The organism is Streptomyces sp. NPDC127114, from assembly GCF_042677525.1.
Lineage (GTDB): Bacteria > Actinomycetota > Actinomycetes > Streptomycetales > Streptomycetaceae > Streptomyces.
Genome location: NZ_JBHXTJ010000019.1, coordinates 89,681 through 106,994 on the forward strand (window position 1 = coordinate 89,681; position 17,314 = coordinate 106,994).

Annotated in this window: 19 protein-coding genes; 2 read left to right on the forward strand and 17 right to left on the reverse strand. The window is 73.6% G+C overall.

All coding sequences use genetic code 11. The annotated features are described in order from the left end of the window. Positions 1-297: 297 nt before the first annotated feature. Both ACFVGS_RS20520 and ACFVGS_RS20525 read right to left on the reverse strand, forming a co-directional pair. On the reverse strand, positions 298-1,974 hold the full coding sequence (locus ACFVGS_RS20520; RefSeq protein ID WP_385693258.1) for a DUF2079 domain-containing protein: 1,677 nt from the start codon (positions 1,972-1,974) through the stop codon (positions 298-300). 24 nt (positions 1,975-1,998) lie between these two features. Continuing rightward, positions 1,999-2,736, reverse strand: a complete 738-nt coding sequence (locus tag ACFVGS_RS20525; protein WP_385693286.1) for a prepilin peptidase — start codon at positions 2,734-2,736, stop codon at positions 1,999-2,001. A gap of 38 nt (positions 2,737-2,774) precedes the next feature. Between ACFVGS_RS20525 and ACFVGS_RS20530 the strand changes: the two genes are divergently transcribed. Continuing rightward, positions 2,775-3,182: a DUF192 domain-containing protein gene (locus ACFVGS_RS20530; RefSeq protein ID WP_385693259.1), complete on the forward strand. Its 408-nt coding sequence runs from the start codon at positions 2,775-2,777 to the stop codon at positions 3,180-3,182. Between the two features lie 166 nt (positions 3,183-3,348). Here the strand turns inward: ACFVGS_RS20530 and ACFVGS_RS20535 are convergent, their stop codons facing one another. Both ACFVGS_RS20535 and ACFVGS_RS20540 read right to left on the reverse strand, forming a co-directional pair. Further along, a complete protein-coding gene (locus ACFVGS_RS20535) occupies positions 3,349-4,539 on the reverse strand; it encodes a hypothetical protein (protein WP_385693260.1) in 1,191 nt (396 codons plus the stop codon). A 36-nt stretch (positions 4,540-4,575) separates the two neighbouring features. After that, positions 4,576-4,920, reverse strand: coding sequence for a hypothetical protein (locus ACFVGS_RS20540; RefSeq protein ID WP_384418732.1), 345 nt, complete (start codon positions 4,918-4,920; stop codon positions 4,576-4,578). A 378-nt stretch (positions 4,921-5,298) separates the two neighbouring features. Between ACFVGS_RS20540 and ACFVGS_RS20545 the strand changes: the two genes are divergently transcribed. Next, the gene (locus tag ACFVGS_RS20545) at positions 5,299-6,234 is read left to right on the forward strand and encodes an endonuclease domain-containing protein (RefSeq protein WP_385693261.1); all 936 of its coding nucleotides are present in this window, start codon (positions 5,299-5,301) and stop codon (positions 6,232-6,234) included. Positions 6,235-6,315: 81 nt separating this feature from the next. Here ACFVGS_RS20545 and ACFVGS_RS20550 read toward each other — a convergent pair whose 3' ends face one another. The 13 genes from ACFVGS_RS20550 to ACFVGS_RS20610 all read right to left on the reverse strand — a co-directional run bounded on the left by ACFVGS_RS20550 (position 6,316) and on the right by ACFVGS_RS20610 (position 17,110). Continuing rightward, positions 6,316-7,698 carry a hypothetical protein gene (locus ACFVGS_RS20550; protein ID WP_385693262.1) on the reverse strand — a complete coding sequence of 461 codons (1,383 nt, stop codon included), beginning with the start codon at positions 7,696-7,698 and terminating at the stop codon, positions 6,316-6,318. 7 nt (positions 7,699-7,705) lie between these two features. Further along, positions 7,706-8,320, reverse strand: coding sequence for an OmpA family protein (locus ACFVGS_RS20555; RefSeq protein WP_384418740.1), 615 nt, complete (start codon positions 8,318-8,320; stop codon positions 7,706-7,708). Between the two features lie 9 nt (positions 8,321-8,329). After that, positions 8,330-8,911, reverse strand: a complete 582-nt coding sequence (locus tag ACFVGS_RS20560; RefSeq protein ID WP_385693263.1) for a hypothetical protein — start codon at positions 8,909-8,911, stop codon at positions 8,330-8,332. A gap of 28 nt (positions 8,912-8,939) precedes the next feature. Beyond that, positions 8,940-9,563, reverse strand: a complete 624-nt coding sequence (locus ACFVGS_RS20565; RefSeq protein WP_385693264.1) for a hypothetical protein — start codon at positions 9,561-9,563, stop codon at positions 8,940-8,942. A gap of 53 nt (positions 9,564-9,616) precedes the next feature. Further along, positions 9,617-9,883, reverse strand: a complete 267-nt coding sequence (locus ACFVGS_RS20570; RefSeq protein WP_385693265.1) for a Flp family type IVb pilin — start codon at positions 9,881-9,883, stop codon at positions 9,617-9,619. A gap of 253 nt (positions 9,884-10,136) precedes the next feature. Beyond that, positions 10,137-11,024 (reverse strand): DUF5936 domain-containing protein, encoded by an 888-nt coding sequence (locus tag ACFVGS_RS20575; RefSeq protein ID WP_384418752.1) that lies wholly within the window; start codon positions 11,022-11,024, stop codon positions 10,137-10,139. A gap of 14 nt (positions 11,025-11,038) precedes the next feature. Beyond that, positions 11,039-11,983 (reverse strand): type II secretion system F family protein, encoded by a 945-nt coding sequence (locus ACFVGS_RS20580; protein ID WP_384418755.1) that lies wholly within the window; start codon positions 11,981-11,983, stop codon positions 11,039-11,041. Between the two features lie 13 nt (positions 11,984-11,996). After that, on the reverse strand, positions 11,997-13,343 hold the full coding sequence (locus tag ACFVGS_RS20585; RefSeq protein ID WP_385693266.1) for a CpaF family protein: 1,347 nt from the start codon (positions 13,341-13,343) through the stop codon (positions 11,997-11,999). Next, entirely contained in the window at positions 13,340-13,726 is a 387-nt protein-coding gene (locus ACFVGS_RS20590; protein WP_385693267.1) for a TadE/TadG family type IV pilus assembly protein, read from the reverse strand. The genes ACFVGS_RS20585 and ACFVGS_RS20590 overlap by 4 nt, the downstream gene beginning before the upstream one ends. Further along, positions 13,723-14,214 (reverse strand): TadE/TadG family type IV pilus assembly protein, encoded by a 492-nt coding sequence (locus ACFVGS_RS20595; protein WP_385693268.1) that lies wholly within the window; start codon positions 14,212-14,214, stop codon positions 13,723-13,725. Before ACFVGS_RS20595 ends, ACFVGS_RS20590 begins: the two co-directional genes overlap by 4 nt. A gap of 2 nt (positions 14,215-14,216) precedes the next feature. Then, positions 14,217-15,476, reverse strand: coding sequence for a CpaE family protein (locus tag ACFVGS_RS20600; protein ID WP_384418766.1), 1,260 nt, complete (start codon positions 15,474-15,476; stop codon positions 14,217-14,219). Positions 15,477-15,482: 6 nt separating this feature from the next. Then, positions 15,483-16,187: a Flp pilus assembly protein CpaB gene (gene cpaB / locus ACFVGS_RS20605; protein ID WP_384418769.1), complete on the reverse strand. Its 705-nt coding sequence runs from the start codon at positions 16,185-16,187 to the stop codon at positions 15,483-15,485. Between the two features lie 62 nt (positions 16,188-16,249). Continuing rightward, positions 16,250-17,110: a hypothetical protein gene (locus tag ACFVGS_RS20610; RefSeq protein WP_385693269.1), complete on the reverse strand. Its 861-nt coding sequence runs from the start codon at positions 17,108-17,110 to the stop codon at positions 16,250-16,252. Positions 17,111-17,314 lie beyond the last annotated feature (204 nt).

Sequence of the window (17,314 nt, forward strand, 5' to 3'; positions counted from 1 at the left end):
GGCGGTCGGCGGTCGGCGGTCGGCGGTCGGCGGTCGGCAGGCAAGAAAACGGGCCGGTCCGTGGGGGGGATACGGACCGGCCCGAGGGGGGGTTTCCACCATAACCCTTCATTAGTCGTGCTGTGTGCCCGCTGCGCCGACCGATCGCCGTCGGATTCGCCGGAGCCCAAGCGGCACAAGGGCTGTGAGGGCCTGTGGCGGGTTTGCGCCCGGGCGTGGCGGCGGAATCGGTACCTCCCACGGGGGACCCGTCCTCCGGGTCGCCCGGTTGACGCACGACACGGGCGCCCCCACAGGTCAGGGCGCTGTTCCGGCGCTCCGGCCGGCAGCGCGGCGCAGGAGGGTGATCCCGTCGCGCACCGCCACCACCTCGTACCCGTACTTCTCGCGGGCGGCCGCCAGCTCCTTCCGCTGCTGCTCCAGGGGATAGGGCCAGTGGCCTTCCTTGTACGGCCACGCCTCGGGGGTCCGCGGGTCGTGGACGATCCATTCGGCGGTGGGCCGCGGCAGGTCCTCGCGGCGGTACTCGTAGAGCCGTCCGTCGACCGGGAAGGTCGGGAAGAGGACCACCGTGCAGCGCGAAGTGAGCTGCGGGGCCAGCCTGTTGGAGGCGGCGACGGTCGCGCCGTCGGGGATCCGCGCGAGCAGCGCGCGGGCGGCATCGAGGTGCGGGGTGGACCGCCAGGTGGCCCGCTGGGCGAGCTGCGCCAGCGGGAAGGAGGGGATCAGGACGGCGGTCACGGCGAGGACGGTGGCGAGGGCGGCGCGGACGTGGCGGCGGGCGGCCTCGCGGCCGGTGCCGCGGCCCTGGTTCCGATCGGTGTCGCGGCCCTTGTCCCGGCCGGTCTCGCGGCCGAGGACGTCGAGGAGCCCCGCGAACACGACCGGCATGAGGACCGCGCTGTAGTGGAAGGCCGTGCCCCAGTGGAAGCCGTTCTCGGATGCCATGCGCCAGCCCAGGGTGGGCAGCGCGATCAGCGCGAGCGGTGAGCGCAGCGCGAGCAGCGCGGACGGCGCGAAGACCAGGATCAGGGTGGTCGCCTTGATGTCGGGCCGCAGCAGGTCGAGCGGGCCGTGGGCGAGCGCGGAGAGGAGCGAGCCGTGGGCGGCGGCGAGCTGGCCGCCGTGGGCGTAGCCGCCGGTGGGGCCGAGGGCGGGCAGCAGGACCTTGATCTCCAGGAGCGATCCGCCGAGCCCGGCGGCCACGGTGGCGAGGCCGAGGGCTTTGCCGCGCCCGCCCGTACGGCCCTTGAGGACGATGTACGCGCCGACGGCGGCGAGGGTGAGTCCCAGGTCCTCCTTGACGAGGAGCAGCGGCGCGGCCCAGGCGACGGCGGCCCGCCACCGCTGCCGGCCGAGCGCCTCCAGGCTGAAGGCGAGCAGCGGTACGGCCAGGGCGACCTCGTGGAAGTCGAAGGCGGCGGCGGAGGCGATGCCCCAGCTCAGCCCGTATCCGGCGGCGACGGCGTGGGCGCCGCGCGGGCCGACCACGCGTACGGCCCAGCGGCCCAGCGGGACGACGGCGAGCGCGAGGAGCGCGGACTGGGCCACGAGGAGGGTGAGCGGCGAGGGAAACAGCCGGTAGAGCGGGGCGAGGACGGCGAGCAGCGGGTGGAAGTGGTCGCCGAGGAGGTTGAAGCCCTCGCCGCGCAGCGGGACGACGGGCGCACGGAGCTCGGCGTAGGCACGGACGGCCTGCTCGAAGATGCCCAGGTCGTAGCCGGTGGTGCGCATGAGGACGTGGCGGCGCACGGCGACGGTCGCGTACAGGAGGCAGAGTCCCGCGGCCCAGACCCAGGGGATGAGCGCGGTCCGCAGGTACCGGCGTGCGGGCGGGCCCGAGGGGTCGGCCTGGTCGCCCCGGTGGGCTTGGTGGGCCCGGTCAGCGGGGTCGGCCAGGTCGGGCGGCGCGGGCTCCGGCCGGTCGAGGGGCACGTTCTCGTCGGTGGTCCGCGCATGCGACATATGGGGCATATAGGGTGATGTTAGGGAGTGCCCTCACGGGAGGGCGGTGAACGCGCCGAGCAGCAGCCCCAGGAGAGCGCCCGCGATCATGAACGGGCCGAACGGGATCGCCGCCCCACGCCCCGCCCGGCCGGTCAGGACGAGCCCGAACCCGTACAGCGCGCCCAGCAGGAACCCCGCGAAGGCCCCCAGGAAGAGCACACCCCAGCCGTACCAGCCGAGGGCCGCGCCCAGCGACACCGCCAGCTTCACGTCACCGAAGCCCATCCCGTCGGGGTGGACGAGGAACAGCACGAGATAGCCGCCGCCGAGTACCAGCGCCCCCAGCAGGGCGTTCGGCCAGGAGCCGGCCGCGTACGGCGAGAGCGCGGCGACCGCGAGCGACAGCGGCAGCGCCACGGCGAGGGGCAGCGTCAGCCGGTCGGGCAGCCGGTGCACCCGTACGTCCACGAAGGCGAGCAGCGTCCCGAACGGTGCCGCGAGCAGCCACACCAGGAGCTCCGGCCGGGGCACACCGCTCGCCGCGGCGAGCGCGGCGCAGGCCGCCGCCGTCAGGAGCGGCGCGGTGAGCGGCGCCGGGGTGGTCGCGCAGCCGGCCCGCCCCGGACCGCCCAGCCAGCCCCGGGCCGGCCCCGCGAACGGATGCCCCGCCGGGCAGGCGTCCCGCCAGGGTTCCTCCGGCGCGACGGCGAGACGGTACGCGGCGCGCGGCACGAGCAGCCCGGCCGCCCCGCCCCACAGGGCGGCGGCCACGACGAGGGCGAGCGACAGGGCGTCCACGGGCAGACCCTAGGGCTAGGGTCTGCCCCATGGGGAGGACTTGGCGGGACGGACGGGGAACGCTGCACACACCGACCGGGCCGGTGCCGCTGGAGATCGCGGCCTCGTACCGGGCCCGGCGGCGCGGCCTGCTGGGTCGCGACGGCATCGAGGGCGCCCTGCTCATCACGCCCACCAACAGCATCCACACCTTCGGGATGCGCCTCACGATCGACGTGGCCTACCTCGACCGCTCGTGGACCGTCCTCGACGTCGTCACCATGCGCCCGGGCCGGCTCGGCATGATCCGCCCGCGCGGCCGGCACGTCCTGGAGGCGGAGGGCGGCACGATGGCGAGGTGGGGGCTGCGACGGGGCGTGATGGTGACGGCGGAGCGGGGAGGGGAGGGGAGGGGAGGGGAGGGGAGGGGTGACGGTCATGACGGAGCCGGGAGGTGACGGGTGACGGTCACGACGGGCTGGTAGGTGACGGGTGTCCGTCACGGCGGGCCGGCAGGTGACGGAGCCGGGAGACGACGGGTGACCGGCACGGCGGGCCGGCAGGTCACGGGTGGCCGTCACGGCGGGCCGGCCGGTGACGGAGCCGGGAGACGACGGGTGGCCGTCACGGCGGGCCGGAGCCGAGCAGGGTGAAGGCCCCGTACACCGCGGAGGCGAGCGCCAGGGCGCCGAGCACCGGGACCGCCGTACGCGTACGGAGCCGGGCGAGTGCCACGGCGGGCGGCAGCAGCAGCCCGAACGCCGGCATCATCAGCCGCGGCCTGGACCCGAAGTACGCGGCGCCGACCAGCGAGACGACCACGACGGCGACCGTGTACACCAGCAGCGGAAGCGGCTGCCGCTGCCGCACGCAGAGCACGACCAGCCGGCCGAGCAGCCCGAGCGCGGCACACAGGCCGAGCGCCGCGGGCCACGGCAGACCCGCGATGAAGCGGGCGAGCGCGACGCCGCCGTCGATGGAGTTGCCCCAGGCCGCCTGGACGTCGAAGTAGGCGGTGACGCTGCCCTGACGGACACCGACGTACACGATGTACGCGAGCCAGCCCAGCGGCGCCAGCAGCGCGCCGGCCACCACCGGCCCCCGCAACCGCCGTTCGCGCACGACGGTGACGAGTGCGGTCACCCCGATCGCCGCGATCAGCGCGGCCGCGGTCGGACGGGTCAGCCCGGCGGACACCGACAGGGCGCCCGCCAGGATCCAGCGCCCACGCAGCACCGCCAGGACCGACCAGGCGGCGAGGGCCGTGAACAGCGTCTCCGTGTACGCCATCGACTGCACGAACGCCGTCGGGTACACGCCCCAGAGGACGGCGAGCACCACCCCGGCGCGCCGCCCCGCCACGTGCGCGCCCACCGCGTAGATCCCCCATGCCGCGGCGAGCGAGGCGGCCCACGAGACGAGCAGCCCGGCGGTGGCCGTGTCGACCGGGAGGACGGCCGAGACCGTCCGCTCCAGGGCCGGGAAGAGCGGGAAGAAGGCCAGGTCGGAGTGGACGTCGCCGTTCGGGAGCGTCACCTCGTGGCCGTAGCCGTGCTCGGCGATGCGGGAGTACCAGACCGCGTCCCAGCGCCCCTTGAGCCGGTGCAGCCCGTCCTTGCCCATGACCGCCGCGACGACCGCGAGCGCGGCGAGCCCGAGGAGACGGGTGGCCGCGTAGCCGCCCAGGGCCGCCCAGGGCGGACCCGACGGCGCAGGAACCGGAGCGGAATCCGGGGCGGGGGCCGGGGTGGGAGCCGTGGCGGGGGGCGGTGCGGTGGGCGATGTGGGGGTCGGACCGGGGGTGGTGCGGGGCATGCGGTCGATTATGCGGCCCCGTCCGTCAGCCGCCCGTCAGCCGCCCGGCCGGAGCCGCAGGAACCTGGCCGCCATGACCGGCCCCAGCTGCCGCACGATCCCGTACCCCGGCTCGTGGGGGTGCGGCAGGTCACCGAGGAAGGACGTCACGATCACCTCGTCGACACCCACCTCGCCGCGACGGCACTGCTCCTCGAGGAAGTCGAGCGTCCGCCGCCAGTCCACGGCGCAGTCCTCTTCTCCGAGGAACGCGCCCACCGTGCCCTGCACGACGTCCCAGAAGAAGACGTGCGGCAGGACGCCTCCCTGCCGGAAGACGTGCGCGTCGAACGCGGGCCGGAACTCCGGGACCCGGGCGACGAGGTCACTGACCAGCTGCACGCTGGGAGTGGGAGCGGGAGTCGGGTTCGCGGGGGTCGGTTCGGCGGAGACCGGCGTGGCGGGAATCGGGGTCGCGGAGACCGGCGTCGCGGGGATCGAAGTCGCGGAGACCGGCGTCACGGGGATCGGAGTCGCGGGGATCGGAGTCGCGGGGATCGGAGTGGCGGGGATCGGGGTCGTCATCGGCTGCCCATTCCGGAAACGAAGCGGAGCCGGCCAGGAGAGCCGGCGAAGGAGAGCTCCAGGCACCAGGATGCTCCCGCCGAAGTACCCCGTCCCGCCGCTTTTGCGCTTTCCTGACGACGTCTTTCGACGGGTTTTCCACAGGGGGTGCGAAGTGTCGCTCTTCCGTGGATCGTTGCTCGTATGTACGAGTTGATGAACCTCGCCAGAGGCGGGGTGCTGCTCACGGTGTGGGCGCTCGCCGCGGGCTGGCCGCGGGGGCGGCTCGACCGGAGGCTGCGTGTGGAGGGCTGGCAGCGGATCTGGCGGGGCGCGTGGGCGGTCCCGGGAAAGGAAGTGGACTGGCGGGCGCGGGCCAGGGCGGCCCAACTGCTCAGGCCCGAGCTGGTGTGCAGCCACCGCACGGCCGCGGCGGCACACCGCATCGAACTCCTCGGGGGCGGGCGGACGGAGGGGGACGGCGCCGACGTCCTCGAGTTCAGCGCCCGTCACGGCCGAGTCGTTCATGGCCGGATACGCGTGCACGGCACGGCCCGGCTCGCCGAACAGGACTGCGCGTTCCGGCGCGGGCTGCGGGTGACGAGCGCGGCGCGCACGGTCGGCGACCTGATACGGGCGGCCGGCAGCCGGGAGGCGGCCGTGGTCGTCGCGGACTCGGCGCTGTCCCACCGCTTCGTCGCCGGGCTCCACCGCGCGCCCCTCGTCCGCCCCGAGGCGCTGGCCGCCGAACTCGCCGCGCCCCGCTTCCCGGGCGGCCCCTCGGCCCGCCGCTGGCTGCCGCTCGCGGTGGCCGGCTCCGGCTCGCCCGCGGAGACGGTCGCCCGGCTCCGGATGCGCGACGCGGGACTGCGCCCCGAGACCCAGCCGACCCTGCACACCGTCACGGGTCGTCCGCTGCACCCCGACTTCTACTTCCGCGCCGCCGGCCTCGTCGTCGAGATCGAGGGTTTCGCGTACCACGGCACCCGCGCGGCACACGAACGCGACGTCCGCCGCTTCAACGAGCTGCAGAACTGCCCGGGCGTCCGCCGGGTCCTGCGCTTCACGGCGCGAGAGGTCTTCGACCACCCGGACCGCATGACGGCCACGATCCGGGCGGCGCTGGCGGCACTGGAGGCGCGGGGGGCGTAGGAGGCGCGGGGGGCAAAGGAGGCGAGGACGGGCACGGTCCCCGATGACCTGACCCCTCCGTCCGGCCGGACGGACCGGGCGTCACGCCCCGCGCGCGTGTCGCCCACGGGGACGGGAGCGGGGACGGGAGCGGGGACGCGGACGACGGGAGGAGAGGAGGGGCCAGGCGGCGAGGGAGGCGACGAGGGCGGTTCCGGTGGAGACACCGGCGATGCCCACGGCACGCAGGACCGGATCCGGACCGGCTGCCGAGGCCCCGCCCTGAGCCGGGCCGGAAGCCGGGCCGGAATCCAGGCCGGGTGCCGGGCCGGAATCCGCGCCGGAGGCGGGACCGGCGGACTGGCCGGAGGCGGGACCGGCGGGCTGGCCGGGTGCCGGGGACGGCGTGGCGACGGTGAGGTCGAGGGCCAGAGGGACGGGCGCGGGAGCCCGGCGGTCCAGGGTGAGCTGGAGGTAGTAGTCGCCGGCGAAGCGCATCGCGCCGACGGACTCGGTGGCGCCCTGGGTGCGGTTGGCGTAGGCGGCGGGCGCGGTACCGAGGAGGAGGCTGGCGGGCTCGCCCGTGTACAGGCCCTTGCGCTCGTCGACGGCTCCGCGCGCCGGGTTGTACAGCGCGAGCCGCAGCCCGTCCGGCAGGGCGGAGCCGCCGGGCGGCGGTTCCGCGTTGCCGAACCGTGCCCGCGCGAAGAGCTGCTGCCGCCAGCGGACCGGCACCCGGTAGAACCGGCTCTCCCCCGGCCGCAGTTCGTCCCGCCAGGTCCCGGGACCGGCGAGCGGCGGGGCGTCGTTGAACCCGGTGCCGCCGCGCACCGGGCGCGTCTCGCCGTCGCGGAACGCTCCGGCGGGCGGTTCCGTGGACCACGCCGTGGGCGGGAGCGGGGCCGGGACATCGCTCCCGGGCGCCGCTTCCTCGACGTAACCGATCTCCACCGGCCAGCGCCACGGCTTCCCCTGGGAGCCGGTGTCCCTTCCGACGCCCTCGACGTCGAGGACGTACTCCCCCGGCTCCTGGCAGTCCCGCCCCGGTTCGACGCGCCGGCTGACGTAGTCGGCGACGGGGCGCGCGGTGTCGCCGTAGAAGCGGACGTCGGTGCGGAGGCCGCAGGCGAGTCCGGAGGGCGTGCGCAGGGACAGCGAGATGCCGTCCACGACGTCGACGGCGGCGCCGGGCGCGGGGGTGAGGACGGCGGAGAGGTAGATGTTCGTGCTGCCGTCGAGACGGACGCGGTACGAGCGGGTCTCGCCCTTAACGATGTCGTCGGCGTACGTGCCGGGCCCGGGCAGCAGCGCGCCCGTGCGGGTGCGCTGGGTGTCGGGGGCGGCCTGGTATCGGGTCGGAGCAGGCGAAGGGGACGGAGGTCCTGAAGGAGCAGAAGGGCCGTAAGGAGCAGAAGGGACGGAAGGAGCGGAGGCGGGAGTCGCGAGCATCCCGAGGACGAGCGCGGCGGCCGCGAGCCTGCGCATCGCCCCGCTACCCGCCGGAGGTGCGCGGGAAGGACACCTCGACCCGTCGGTTCTTCTTCCGCCCTTCCTCGGTGGAGTTGTCGGCGATGGGATAGTCCTCGCTGTATCCACGGATGTCGAAGGTCGTGCCCGGGTCGAGGTTCTTGGCGAGCTCCTGCTGGACGGCGTCGGCGCGCTCCTTGGAGAGCTTCAGACCGTGCTCGTACGTGCCGAGGTCGTCGGTGAACCCGAAGACGCGGACGCGCCGCGAGGCCTGCTTGTTGATCTCCGCGGCGATGGCGGCGATGCGGGCGGTGGCGGCGGGGCTGAGCCTGGCGCTGTCCTTGGGGAAGAGGACCTCTGCCTGGAGGGCGAAGGTCACGTCCACGTTGGTGTCCTCGCGCCGCTGCTCGCCGCCTTCCTCCTCCACGATCTGCTTGATGTCGAGGACCTTCGCGGGCGCGAGGGTGGCACCGTCGGGCAGCATCAGCGCGGGCGAGTTCGCGTCGATGACGGGCGGCGGCCCGCCGTTGGACGTGGACCCGGGCGGATCGTCGGCACGGGCGGTGCCGCCGACGCCGCCGGCGAGGAGGAGCACGGTGACCGAGAGGGCGGCGAGGCGGCGCGGTGTGGTCGTCGTCATGACTGCGCCTCAGGAGAGTTTGATGGTGGCGGGGGTGAAGGTGGGGAGCTGGAGCGAGACTTCGGCCGTGGTGGCGGGCGGGGCCGGGAACTGCATGAAGACGTTGGTCGTCGCACCCGGCTCGAGGCTGGAGAGCCTCGTGGTGGTGAGCGGTCGCCCTTCGGTGTCGCGGAGGACGTAGTAGCGCTTCTTGCCGACGGAGTCGAGGAGGGTGGCGCCCCCGAGTGAATTGCCGTGCTTGATGATCTCCGTCTCGTCTCCGCTGAGGTGGGAGGAGATCAGGGCGGCGGCATCCGAGGTGTTCTTGAGCTGGCCGCTGACCGTCAGGAAGCCACCGGCGTCGCGCGTGGCCGCGTTCACCGTCAGTTCCAGGCCCTCTTGACCCTTCAGGACAGCGAGGACTTCGGTGGGATCGGCCGGGGGGGACGGCTTGGCATCCTGGCCGGCCGTTTTCGGAGTCGCGGAGGTTGCCGCCACCGGTCCCTTCTTGGGCTCCTCCTCGCTGCCGCACCCGGTCACGACGAGCGCCAGTCCAGCCGCCAGGGCCACGGCCGCCCCCCTGCGGGCCTTCCTCGCGTACTGAACATTCATGGTCCAAGGTCCTTCGCTCGTCGTTCAGTCAGTCAGTCAGTCGAACGGTGAAGAGGTCTTCGGCATCCGGCAGTTGTGGGTCTTCGGGGTCGATCGTCCACTCGAGGTCGCCGCAGACGAGACCGGTGATCGGCTCCGGTTCGGGGCTCGGCGTGGGAGTCGGCTCAGGTGTGGCCGAGCCCGTAGGAGTCGGCTGGCTCGGCGTGGGCGGGGCCGGCGTCGGCTCGGGTGCCTCGAAGTGGCAGCGGGGTTCCAGGACGGCCGTGGCCGTGGCCTCGGCATGCTGGTCCTCCGTGCCTGGTACGAGCGAGCTGCCCACGGTGCCGAGGGTGCTGACCCGGACCCGGAATTCCACGTCCCCGCCCGACGGCCGGTCCGTGCAGTCGCCTTCGGCCAGCGCGGCTCCGTTGTCGGCCGCGAACCTCGCGGCCCGGTCGCACGCGGAATCGAGGACGTACAGCCGTCCTCGCAGGTAGTCGTCCCACGCCTCCGGGTCGAGGATCACCTCGCGCCAGCCGTCACGCAGCTGCTCACGCGCGTCCTGTGCCGCGGCGAGCGCGGCGGCGTCCGCTGCCGTCTGTCCGCCGCTGCGGGTGACGGCCGCCTGCGCCACGGCGAAGTAGACGAAGGCGAGGAAGAGCAGCCCTGCCATCACCGTGATGTAGACGGGAAACGCCTGCCCTGCGTCGTTCCGCCGGCGTCCCGTCAGTGCGCCGCGCCACCGCCCCCACCGCCGGTCAGGCTGGTGATCTTGCGCGAGATGGCGTCCTTGATGTCCTGACCGATGCTCGTCCCCGAGATCGCGACCACGATCGCCACCACCACCACGATGATGCCCAGGTACTCCACCGCCGTCTGCCCCCGGTCGCCGCGGCGTGCGGCGCGGGAGCGGGCGCGGGCGGCGCCCTTGGCGGACCAAGTACTCGCGTGCGCCTGGGCCTTGGTCAGGGCCTTCAGCATCGCGTCGTTCATGGTGTTCCCCTCCGTGTCCGGCGACGGGGGCAGAGTACGCCGTTTGGGTGTGCTGTTCACAGGGCCCGTAGAACCAATCACCGTGTGTAGTCGGGCTCATGAGACGGTCTCGCCTCCCTCACGCTCGATCCGGAACGACACCCGTTCGATTGCATTCGCGAAGCTGAATTCCCTAGGGGCAGTGTATGGGCGACAGTTGCCGGGGCGCCAGCATGTGCAGTCGCACGCATTGAATACCGCATCCCGCACCTCCTCACTCGCCCGTGACCGAGCCGAGGTCCGTGCCCGTGCCGAGGAACAGGCCGGCGCCGAGCAGGATCATCGTGGCGGGGACCATGAGGGTGGTGATGACCATCGTGGCCTTGGGGACGGCCTTCGCGGCCTTGCGGCGGGCGTTCTGGGCGTCGGTGCGGCGCATGTCGTTGGCGATCTGGATCAGGGTGTCGACGATCGGGGCGCCGAGCTCCTCGCCCTGCTGGAGGGCCGTGACGAACTGGGCGACCTGCTCGGAGTCGTTGCGGCGGCGCAGTTCGTCGAAGGCCTCGCGCCGGCTGACGCCCATGTCCATCTGCCGTAGCGTGATGCGCAGTTCGTCCGCCCACGGCCCTTCGTACTTGTCGGCCACGCGCTCCAGGGCCTGCCGGAAGCCGAGTCCGGCGGAGACGACGACGGCGAGGACGTCGAGGAAGTCGGGCAGGGTGCGCTCGATCTGGTCCTTGCGGATGCGGACGGCGGACCAGATGCCGACCTCCGTCCAGAACGCGCCGAAGGCGAAGAGGAGCAGCGCGACCAGGACGGAGCCCCTGCCGAGCATCAGCAGTCCGCCGAGGCCGCCCAGGAAGCCGTAGACGGCGCGCCGGGCGCCGTAGCGGTCGATCGTGAGGCCGCCGGGGTTGCCGGCGAGGTCGATGCGGCGGCGCACGGAGTTGACGCGCTTGGGGCCCATGAGCCGGAGCACGGCCGGGGACCAGCGCATGCCGAGCCGGTCGACGGCGGAGTCGACGGCGCCGGTGCGGGTGGCGCCGACCTCGAGGGCGAGCTGGAGGTCGGTGGGCAGCTTGGCGTCGGCGCGGTAGAGGCGGATGCCGTAGGCGGCGCCGGCCACGGAGAGGCCGGCGAGCAGCGCGAGGAGGAGGTCCATGGTCGTCGCCGCCCCTACACGTCGATCTTCGCGAGGCGACGGATGACGACGAAGCCGACGACGTACAGCGCGAAGGCCGCGACGACGGCGAACTGTCCGAGCCCCGAGCCCGTCATCCGGTCCAGCGCGCCCGGCTGCATGTTGTCGATGAGCAGCAGCGAGCCGACGCCGATGACCGGGACGGCGTACGCCGTCATGCTCACCTGCGACAGTTGGGTACGGACCTCGCGCCTCGTCTCCTTGCGTTCCTCCAGGGTCTCGGTGAGGTTGCGCAGGGAGGAGACGACGGTGCCGCCGGCCCGGTTGGCGAGGACCAGGGTCGTGACGAGGACGACGAGTTCGCGGGACGGGAGGCGTTCGGCGAGTTCGCCGAGGGCGTCGTCGACGGAGGTGCCGACGGCGAGCTGCTGGGCGACCTTCTCCAGCTCGTCGCCGGCGGGCGCCTCCAGTTCGTCGGCGGCGATCGAGAGCGCCATGCGCAGGGCGAGTCCGGCCTGGGTGGCGTTGGCGAGGATGCGGGACAGTTCGGGGAGCTGGTTGATGAACTTCTCGATGCGTTTCTGCCGCTGCCAGTTGAGGAAGCCCATCGCGATCCAGACGCCGAGGAAGCCGCTGATCGGCCCGAAGAAGGGCGACAGGAAGGCGTGTCCCGCGGCCCACAGGACGGCGACGGTGAGCGTCATGGAGACGACGAACTCGCCGGGGGTGATGTCGAGTCCGGTGGCGGAGATGCGGAGTTCCAGCCTGCGGCCGAGGCGGGTGCGCCGTACCCGCCGGTCGATGCCCCGGAAGGGCCGCCTGCGCCGGCCGGTGCCCTCGGCCGCCTCGCCCGCGGTCTGCGAGAGGCGGGCGATCAGCGCGGTCCGCTGGGCGGCGCCGCTCGCGTACAGCTGGACGCCGGCCACCGCGAGGACGCAGCAGACGAGTGCGGCCCCCAGGGTCAGCAGGGTCGGGTTCACGGTCGGTCTCCCCCTATTTCGCTTCCCGCGTGGCGAGTTGTGCGTCGGTCGCGGCCACGCCGAAGGCCTGTGGGATGGGCTGGCCCGCCATGTAGAGCCGTTCGGCGACGCGGCGCGGCAGCGGGTGGTACGAGAACTCGCCGTGCACGCGGCCGTCGGCGGAGACGGGCCGCGCGTCGAAGCGGCAGACGGTGGCGAGGAGGTAGCTCTCGCGGCCGTTGGAGGCGAGGATCGCGATCTCGGTGACGCGACGGGTGCCGTCGGGGTGGCGGGTGAGCTGGACGAGGACGTCGACGGCGCTGTTGATCTGGTCGCGCAGCGCCTCGAAGGGGACCTTGACCTCCGACATGGAGGCGAGGGTCTGCAGGCGCATGAGGGCGTCCTCGGCCGAGTTGGCGTGGACGGTGGCGAGCGAGCCGTCGTGGCCGGTGGACATGGCCTGGAGCATGTCGAGGGTCTCGCCGCCGCGGACCTCGCCGACCACGATGCGGTCGGGGCGCATGCGCAGCGAGTTGCGGACGAGGTCGCGGATGGTGACCTGGCCGCGGCCCTCGATGTTCGGCGGGCGGGCTTCGAGGCGGATGACGTGGGACTGCTGGAGCTGGAGTTCGGCGGAGTCCTCGATGGTGATGACCCGCTCGCCGTCGGGGATGAGCCCGGACAGGGCGTTGAGCAGGGTGGTCTTCCCGGTGCCGGTGGCGCCGGACACGATGACGTTGAACTTGGCCTGGACGAGTCCGGACAGCAGGAGCAGCATCTGCTCGTCGAGGGAGCCGAGGCCGATCATCTCGTGCAGGGTGTACGCGCGGGGGAAGCGGCGGATGGTGAGCGTGGCGCCGGTGAGGGAGAGCGGCGGGATGATGACGTTGACGCGCTCGCCGGACGGCAGGCGCGCGTCGACCATCGGGTTCGACTCGTCCACGCGGCGGTTGACGGTCGACACGATCCGCTCGATGGTCTGCATGAGCTGCTCGTGGGAGGCGAACCGCAGCGGCAGCAGTTCCACGCGCCCGGCCCGCTCGACGTAGATCTGGTCGGGGCCGTTGACCATGATCTCGGTGATGGAGGCGTCTTCGAGGAGCGGTTCGAGGACGCCGAGTCCGAGTGCCTCGTCGACGACGCGGCGGATCAGCTGGGCGCGTTCGGCCGTGGAGAGGACGGGGCCCTCGCGGCTGATGATGTGGCCGAGGACGCGTTCGAGGCGGGCCCGGCGCTCGGCGGCGGCGAGCGCGGACATCTCGGTGAGGTCGATCTCCTCCAGGAGCTTGGCGCGGAACGCGGCGACGAGGTGGCCGTCCTCCCGTCCGGCGCCGCCCGCCCGGTTCTCCTCGGGAGTGTGGATGCGGGCCCGCAGGCTCATGGCTGGTCCTCCTCGGGCACGGGCATGGTGGCGGTCTTCCGGATGTCCTCGAAGTCCCAGAAGGGGATGAGGGAGGGGATCTCGACGGTGACGGTGGCGACTCCGCCGGCCTCGTCGACGTCGCTCCGGCGTGCGATCCAGTCGCTCATCGCCGCCTTCCCCGCCGTCTCCGGGTCCGGTACGGAGTCCTCGTCGTCCACGCTCGCCGCCCGCGCCGCGGCCCGGGCCGCCGTGCCGGCCTGCTGGGCCGCGTACGCGACGATGCCGAGCTGGACGCCGACGAGGCCGATCAGCAGGAGCAGCGGCAGGAAGCCCAGGTACTCGACGGCCACCTGGCCCCGGTCCCGGCCCGGGCCCGTGCCCCTGCGCAGGAGGCTTCTCATCGCTCGTCCCCTTCCCACACCGCCGCGGCCTCGCCGTCCACCTGCCACGGGAAGCTGACCGCGCCGGGGAACAGCACGGGCACGCGCAGGGTCACCCTCGCCCGCACCAGTCCGTCCGCGCCCCGGTCGCATCCCGCGTCGGCGTTCGAGGCCCACGCGCCCTCCAGGTGCCGCTTCCCGGCGGCCGCGCAGTCGTCGCCCACCGCTCCCGCCCGCGCCGCCTGGTCCGCAGCGTTCCCCGCCAGCGTGTACGTGTAGCCGATCAGGACGCACTGCCACAGCAGCACCAGCGTGAGCAGGATCAGCGGCAGCATGCCGACGAACTCGACGGCCACCTGCCCGCTGTCGCCGGCTCGCTCGCCCGGCCCCCGCTCGGCGGACCCGCGCTCTCCCGGCCCCCGCTCGGCCGGCCCACGCTCGCCCGGCCCCCGCTCGCCCGGATGCCGCTCCTCCCGCTCCCGCTCGCCCCTCCACGGCGACGCACGCACCGCTATCGCCCTCCCCCGCGCCGCCGCAGCCCGAGCGCGCCCCGGTCCCCGCCGCGTACGAGCTCCTTGCCCGAGGCCGGCGTGCCCGACGGCGCCTTCACCAGGCCCAGCTCGCCCGCCAGCGACCACAGCGCCTGCTTGACCGACGACCGTGCGTCCAGGTCGTGCAGCCGGCCCGCGTCGACCACGGCCGCGAGCTCCTTGAAGTTCGCGGGGACCGCGACGCCCGCCATCCGCGTGCCGGTGATCTTCTGGACGAGGGCGGGCTGGATCTCGGTGGCGCGCTGGTGGCGGTTGACCAGGACGGTGCTCTCCTCGGGCTTGCGGATCTGGAGCCGGTCCCACATCCGTACGACGCGCTTGGCGGCCCGTACCGCGACGACGTCCGGCGTGGTGACGAGCAGGGCCGTGTCGGCGGTCTCCACGGCCGCCGCGCCGGCCGCGTCGAGGTGGGTGCCGCAGTCGACGACGACGACCTCGTGGCGGCTGCGCAGGGCGCTGATGATCTGGCGGGCGGCACGGTCGGTGACGTCCTCGCCGCGCTCGCCCTCGCCGGGGGCGAGGAGCAGGGACAGGCCGGTCTCGTGGACGTAGACGGCGTCCTGGAGCACGCGGGGCGTGATGTCGTTGATGGTGGCGAGGTCGGCGAGCGAGCGCCGGAACTGCACGTCGAGGTACGAGGCGATGTCGCCGCCCTGGAGGTCCATGTCGACGAGGGCGACGGTGTGTCCCGAGGCGCGGGCGGCGAGGGCGAGGTGGACGGCGGTGACGGTGGTGCCGACGCCGCCCTTGGCGCCGCTGACGGTGACGACGGTGCCGCCGGGCCCGGTGGGCGTGTCGGCCCCGGCGCCGAGGTGGCGGCGGACGCCCGCGGACCACTGGGCGGCGGCCTGGACGCGGCTGGCCAGCTCCTCGTAGCCGAGCGGGAGGGTGACGAGGCCGCGGGCACCGGAGTCCATGGCGGCGGAGAACAGGACGGGGCTGGCGTCCGCGGTGATGAGGACGACGCCGACGGCGGGGAAGCGGAGGGCGACCTCGCGGACGAGTTCGAGCGCCGGGACGGGGCCGATGCGTTCGTGGACGAGGACGACCTCGGGGAGCTCGTCGAGGGACTCGGCGGCGAGCCGGGCGAGGGTGTCGAGGAGCTGGGTGGAGTCGGCGACGGGCCCGGCGGGTTCGGCGTCGGGGAGCTGGCCGATGAGGGTGGTGACGGCGCGGGCCGCGTCCGGGTCGCCGACCGCCGGCAGGATCCTCGTGGTCATTCGGCCTCACTTGTCCTTGTCGAGCGTGTAGGTGCGGTCGCGCGGGTCGGGCGCGGTGGTGGTGCCGGGGGCGACGAGGGCGAGGCGGACGTGCTCGGCGAAGGACTCGGCGTAGGCGACGCGCTGGGTGTCGGCGGTGGAGAGGGCGAAGGTGACGGGGACGGCGGCGGTGGCGCGGCCGCCACGGTCGTCGGTGTCCTCGACGGGCGTCAGCTTGCCGATGGCGAGGACGCGGGCGCCGGCGACGATCAGCTTCGACTGGTCGGCTCGGCCGCCGCGTTCGCCGGCGAAGGTGGCGTAGATGTTGACCGCGGAGCCGGGCGTGATCTTGCCGGCGACGCCGGTGGCGGCGTCGATCATGATGGCGATCTCCTGCTGGCCGGGTTCGAGCGCGGGCCGGTCGACGATCATGTCGCTCTGCAGCAGGGAGCCGGCCTTGAGGGTGGTGACGGCGATCTTGCCGCGGGTGCGGGCGAGGTCGGTGACGGCGGTGGCGGGGAGCCAGCGCTCGGGCATGCTGACCTTCTCGAAGTCGCCGGGCCCGAGCGGCGTGTAGGGCGCGATGTCGTCCTTGATCCGGTACGCGGTCACCTCGGGTCCGACCTTGGAGTTCACGTCGCTGATCACCGAGAGGACGCCGGCGAACGCGCCGAGCGCGCACAGGACGGACAGCAGCAGGAGGATCACGCCGCGGCGCTGACGGGAGTTCATGGGCCGTACTACCTCGATCGTGGACGGGTGGGGCGGCGGACGGGGCGGGAGCGGAGCGCGGGTCAGCCGGTCGCTGACGCGGCCGGTTCGGCGGGCGCGGCACCGGCCAGGGGCGCCCCGCAGAAGCCGCAGCGGTCGCCGATGAGCTCCATGCGGCACCAGTGGCAGGTCTCGCGCCGTACGGAGGCGACGAGTTGGTAGAGGACGGGCAGGTCGGGCAGGTACGCGGCGAACTCCACGAGCTTGCCCGTGCCCCACCAGCCGGGCGACGACTCGGGCAGGGTGGCCTCCTGGACGGCGCGGACCCGCCAGCGGGGGGCGAGGGCGGTCGTCGGCCACTCGGTCTGGAGCTGGCCGCGGGCGAGGACGAGGTCGGTGGTGAACTCGGGCCCGGCCAGTTCCTCGGAGCCGCCGGACCCGAGCCGTACGAGCTGGGGCGCGGGTCCCGCGAGCACGGCGAACTGGGCGCCGGGGAGCCAGCCCTTGACGTGGGAGGTGAGTCCGACGGGTACGTGGTCGAGCCGGGCCACGGAGCCGAGGACGGCACCGGCGTACACGTAGTGGGCGAGCAGCCGGGCGGCGGAGGCGAGGACGCCGGGGCTGAAGTCGCAGGCGGACAGCTGGCGGAGCTGGCGGACGAGTACGGCGGCGCCGAGCGGCGGCAGTGCGGTCCTGACGATCGCGATCCGGTCGGATTCGAGCAGGGACCGTACCGAGTGGAGCCGTCGGGCGGTCGCGGGCGGCACGTGTCCCGGGCAGACGACGATCAGATGACCGTACCGGTCGAGCAGGAGCTGGACGTCGGCGAGCGAGGCGTCGAGCGGCCGGATCCCGGGGTCGGGCAGGACGGCGGCGGGAGGTGTCTGCGGGTCGGTCGGTGGCAGCACCAGGTCGGCGCTGGTGACCGCAATCGCTGTCGGCACTCGGGCTCCCCCGATCCCTCACTGACCACTCGTTGATCACTTGCTGCGTTCGCAGCGTTACCGCCGCCCTGCACTTTATCCACGTCGGCCGGGGTGGTGAACAGACAATCCTTCAAGCTCCGTCACTTTCTCGGTCGTCGCGGACGGCTCTGAACTGCGCTTCCTTCCAGAGGCCTTGACAACCCAATTGGTCTGGACCAACTT

Excerpts from the sequence above, each read along its gene's own strand:
- ACFVGS_RS20600 (WP_384418766.1), bottom strand. The coding sequence starts at position 15,476 with ATGACCACGAGGATCCTGCCGGCGGTCGGCGACCCGGACGCGGCCCGC.
- ACFVGS_RS20520 (WP_385693258.1), bottom strand. The coding sequence starts at position 1,974 with ATGCCCCATATGTCGCATGCGCGGACCACCGACGAGAACGTGCCCCTC.
- ACFVGS_RS20565 (WP_385693264.1), bottom strand. The coding sequence starts at position 9,563 with ATGGCAGGGCTGCTCTTCCTCGCCTTCGTCTACTTCGCCGTGGCGCAG.
- ACFVGS_RS20585 (WP_385693266.1), bottom strand. The coding sequence starts at position 13,343 with ATGAGCCTGCGGGCCCGCATCCACACTCCCGAGGAGAACCGGGCGGGC.
- ACFVGS_RS20575 (WP_384418752.1), bottom strand. The coding sequence starts at position 11,024 with ATGGACCTCCTCCTCGCGCTGCTCGCCGGCCTCTCCGTGGCCGGCGCC.
- ACFVGS_RS20550 (WP_385693262.1), bottom strand. The coding sequence starts at position 7,698 with ATGCGCAGGCTCGCGGCCGCCGCGCTCGTCCTCGGGATGCTCGCGACT.
- cpaB (WP_384418769.1), bottom strand. The coding sequence starts at position 16,187 with ATGAACTCCCGTCAGCGCCGCGGCGTGATCCTCCTGCTGCTGTCCGTC.
- ACFVGS_RS20530 (WP_385693259.1), top strand. The coding sequence starts at position 2,775 with ATGGGGAGGACTTGGCGGGACGGACGGGGAACGCTGCACACACCGACC.
- ACFVGS_RS20590 (WP_385693267.1), bottom strand. The coding sequence starts at position 13,726 with ATGAGAAGCCTCCTGCGCAGGGGCACGGGCCCGGGCCGGGACCGGGGC.
- ACFVGS_RS20560 (WP_385693263.1), bottom strand. The coding sequence starts at position 8,911 with ATGAATGTTCAGTACGCGAGGAAGGCCCGCAGGGGGGCGGCCGTGGCC.
- ACFVGS_RS20545 (WP_385693261.1), top strand. The coding sequence starts at position 5,299 with ATGAACCTCGCCAGAGGCGGGGTGCTGCTCACGGTGTGGGCGCTCGCC.
- ACFVGS_RS20570 (WP_385693265.1), bottom strand. The coding sequence starts at position 9,883 with ATGAACGACGCGATGCTGAAGGCCCTGACCAAGGCCCAGGCGCACGCG.
- ACFVGS_RS20535 (WP_385693260.1), bottom strand. The coding sequence starts at position 4,539 with ATGCCCCGCACCACCCCCGGTCCGACCCCCACATCGCCCACCGCACCG.
- ACFVGS_RS20555 (WP_384418740.1), bottom strand. The coding sequence starts at position 8,320 with ATGACGACGACCACACCGCGCCGCCTCGCCGCCCTCTCGGTCACCGTG.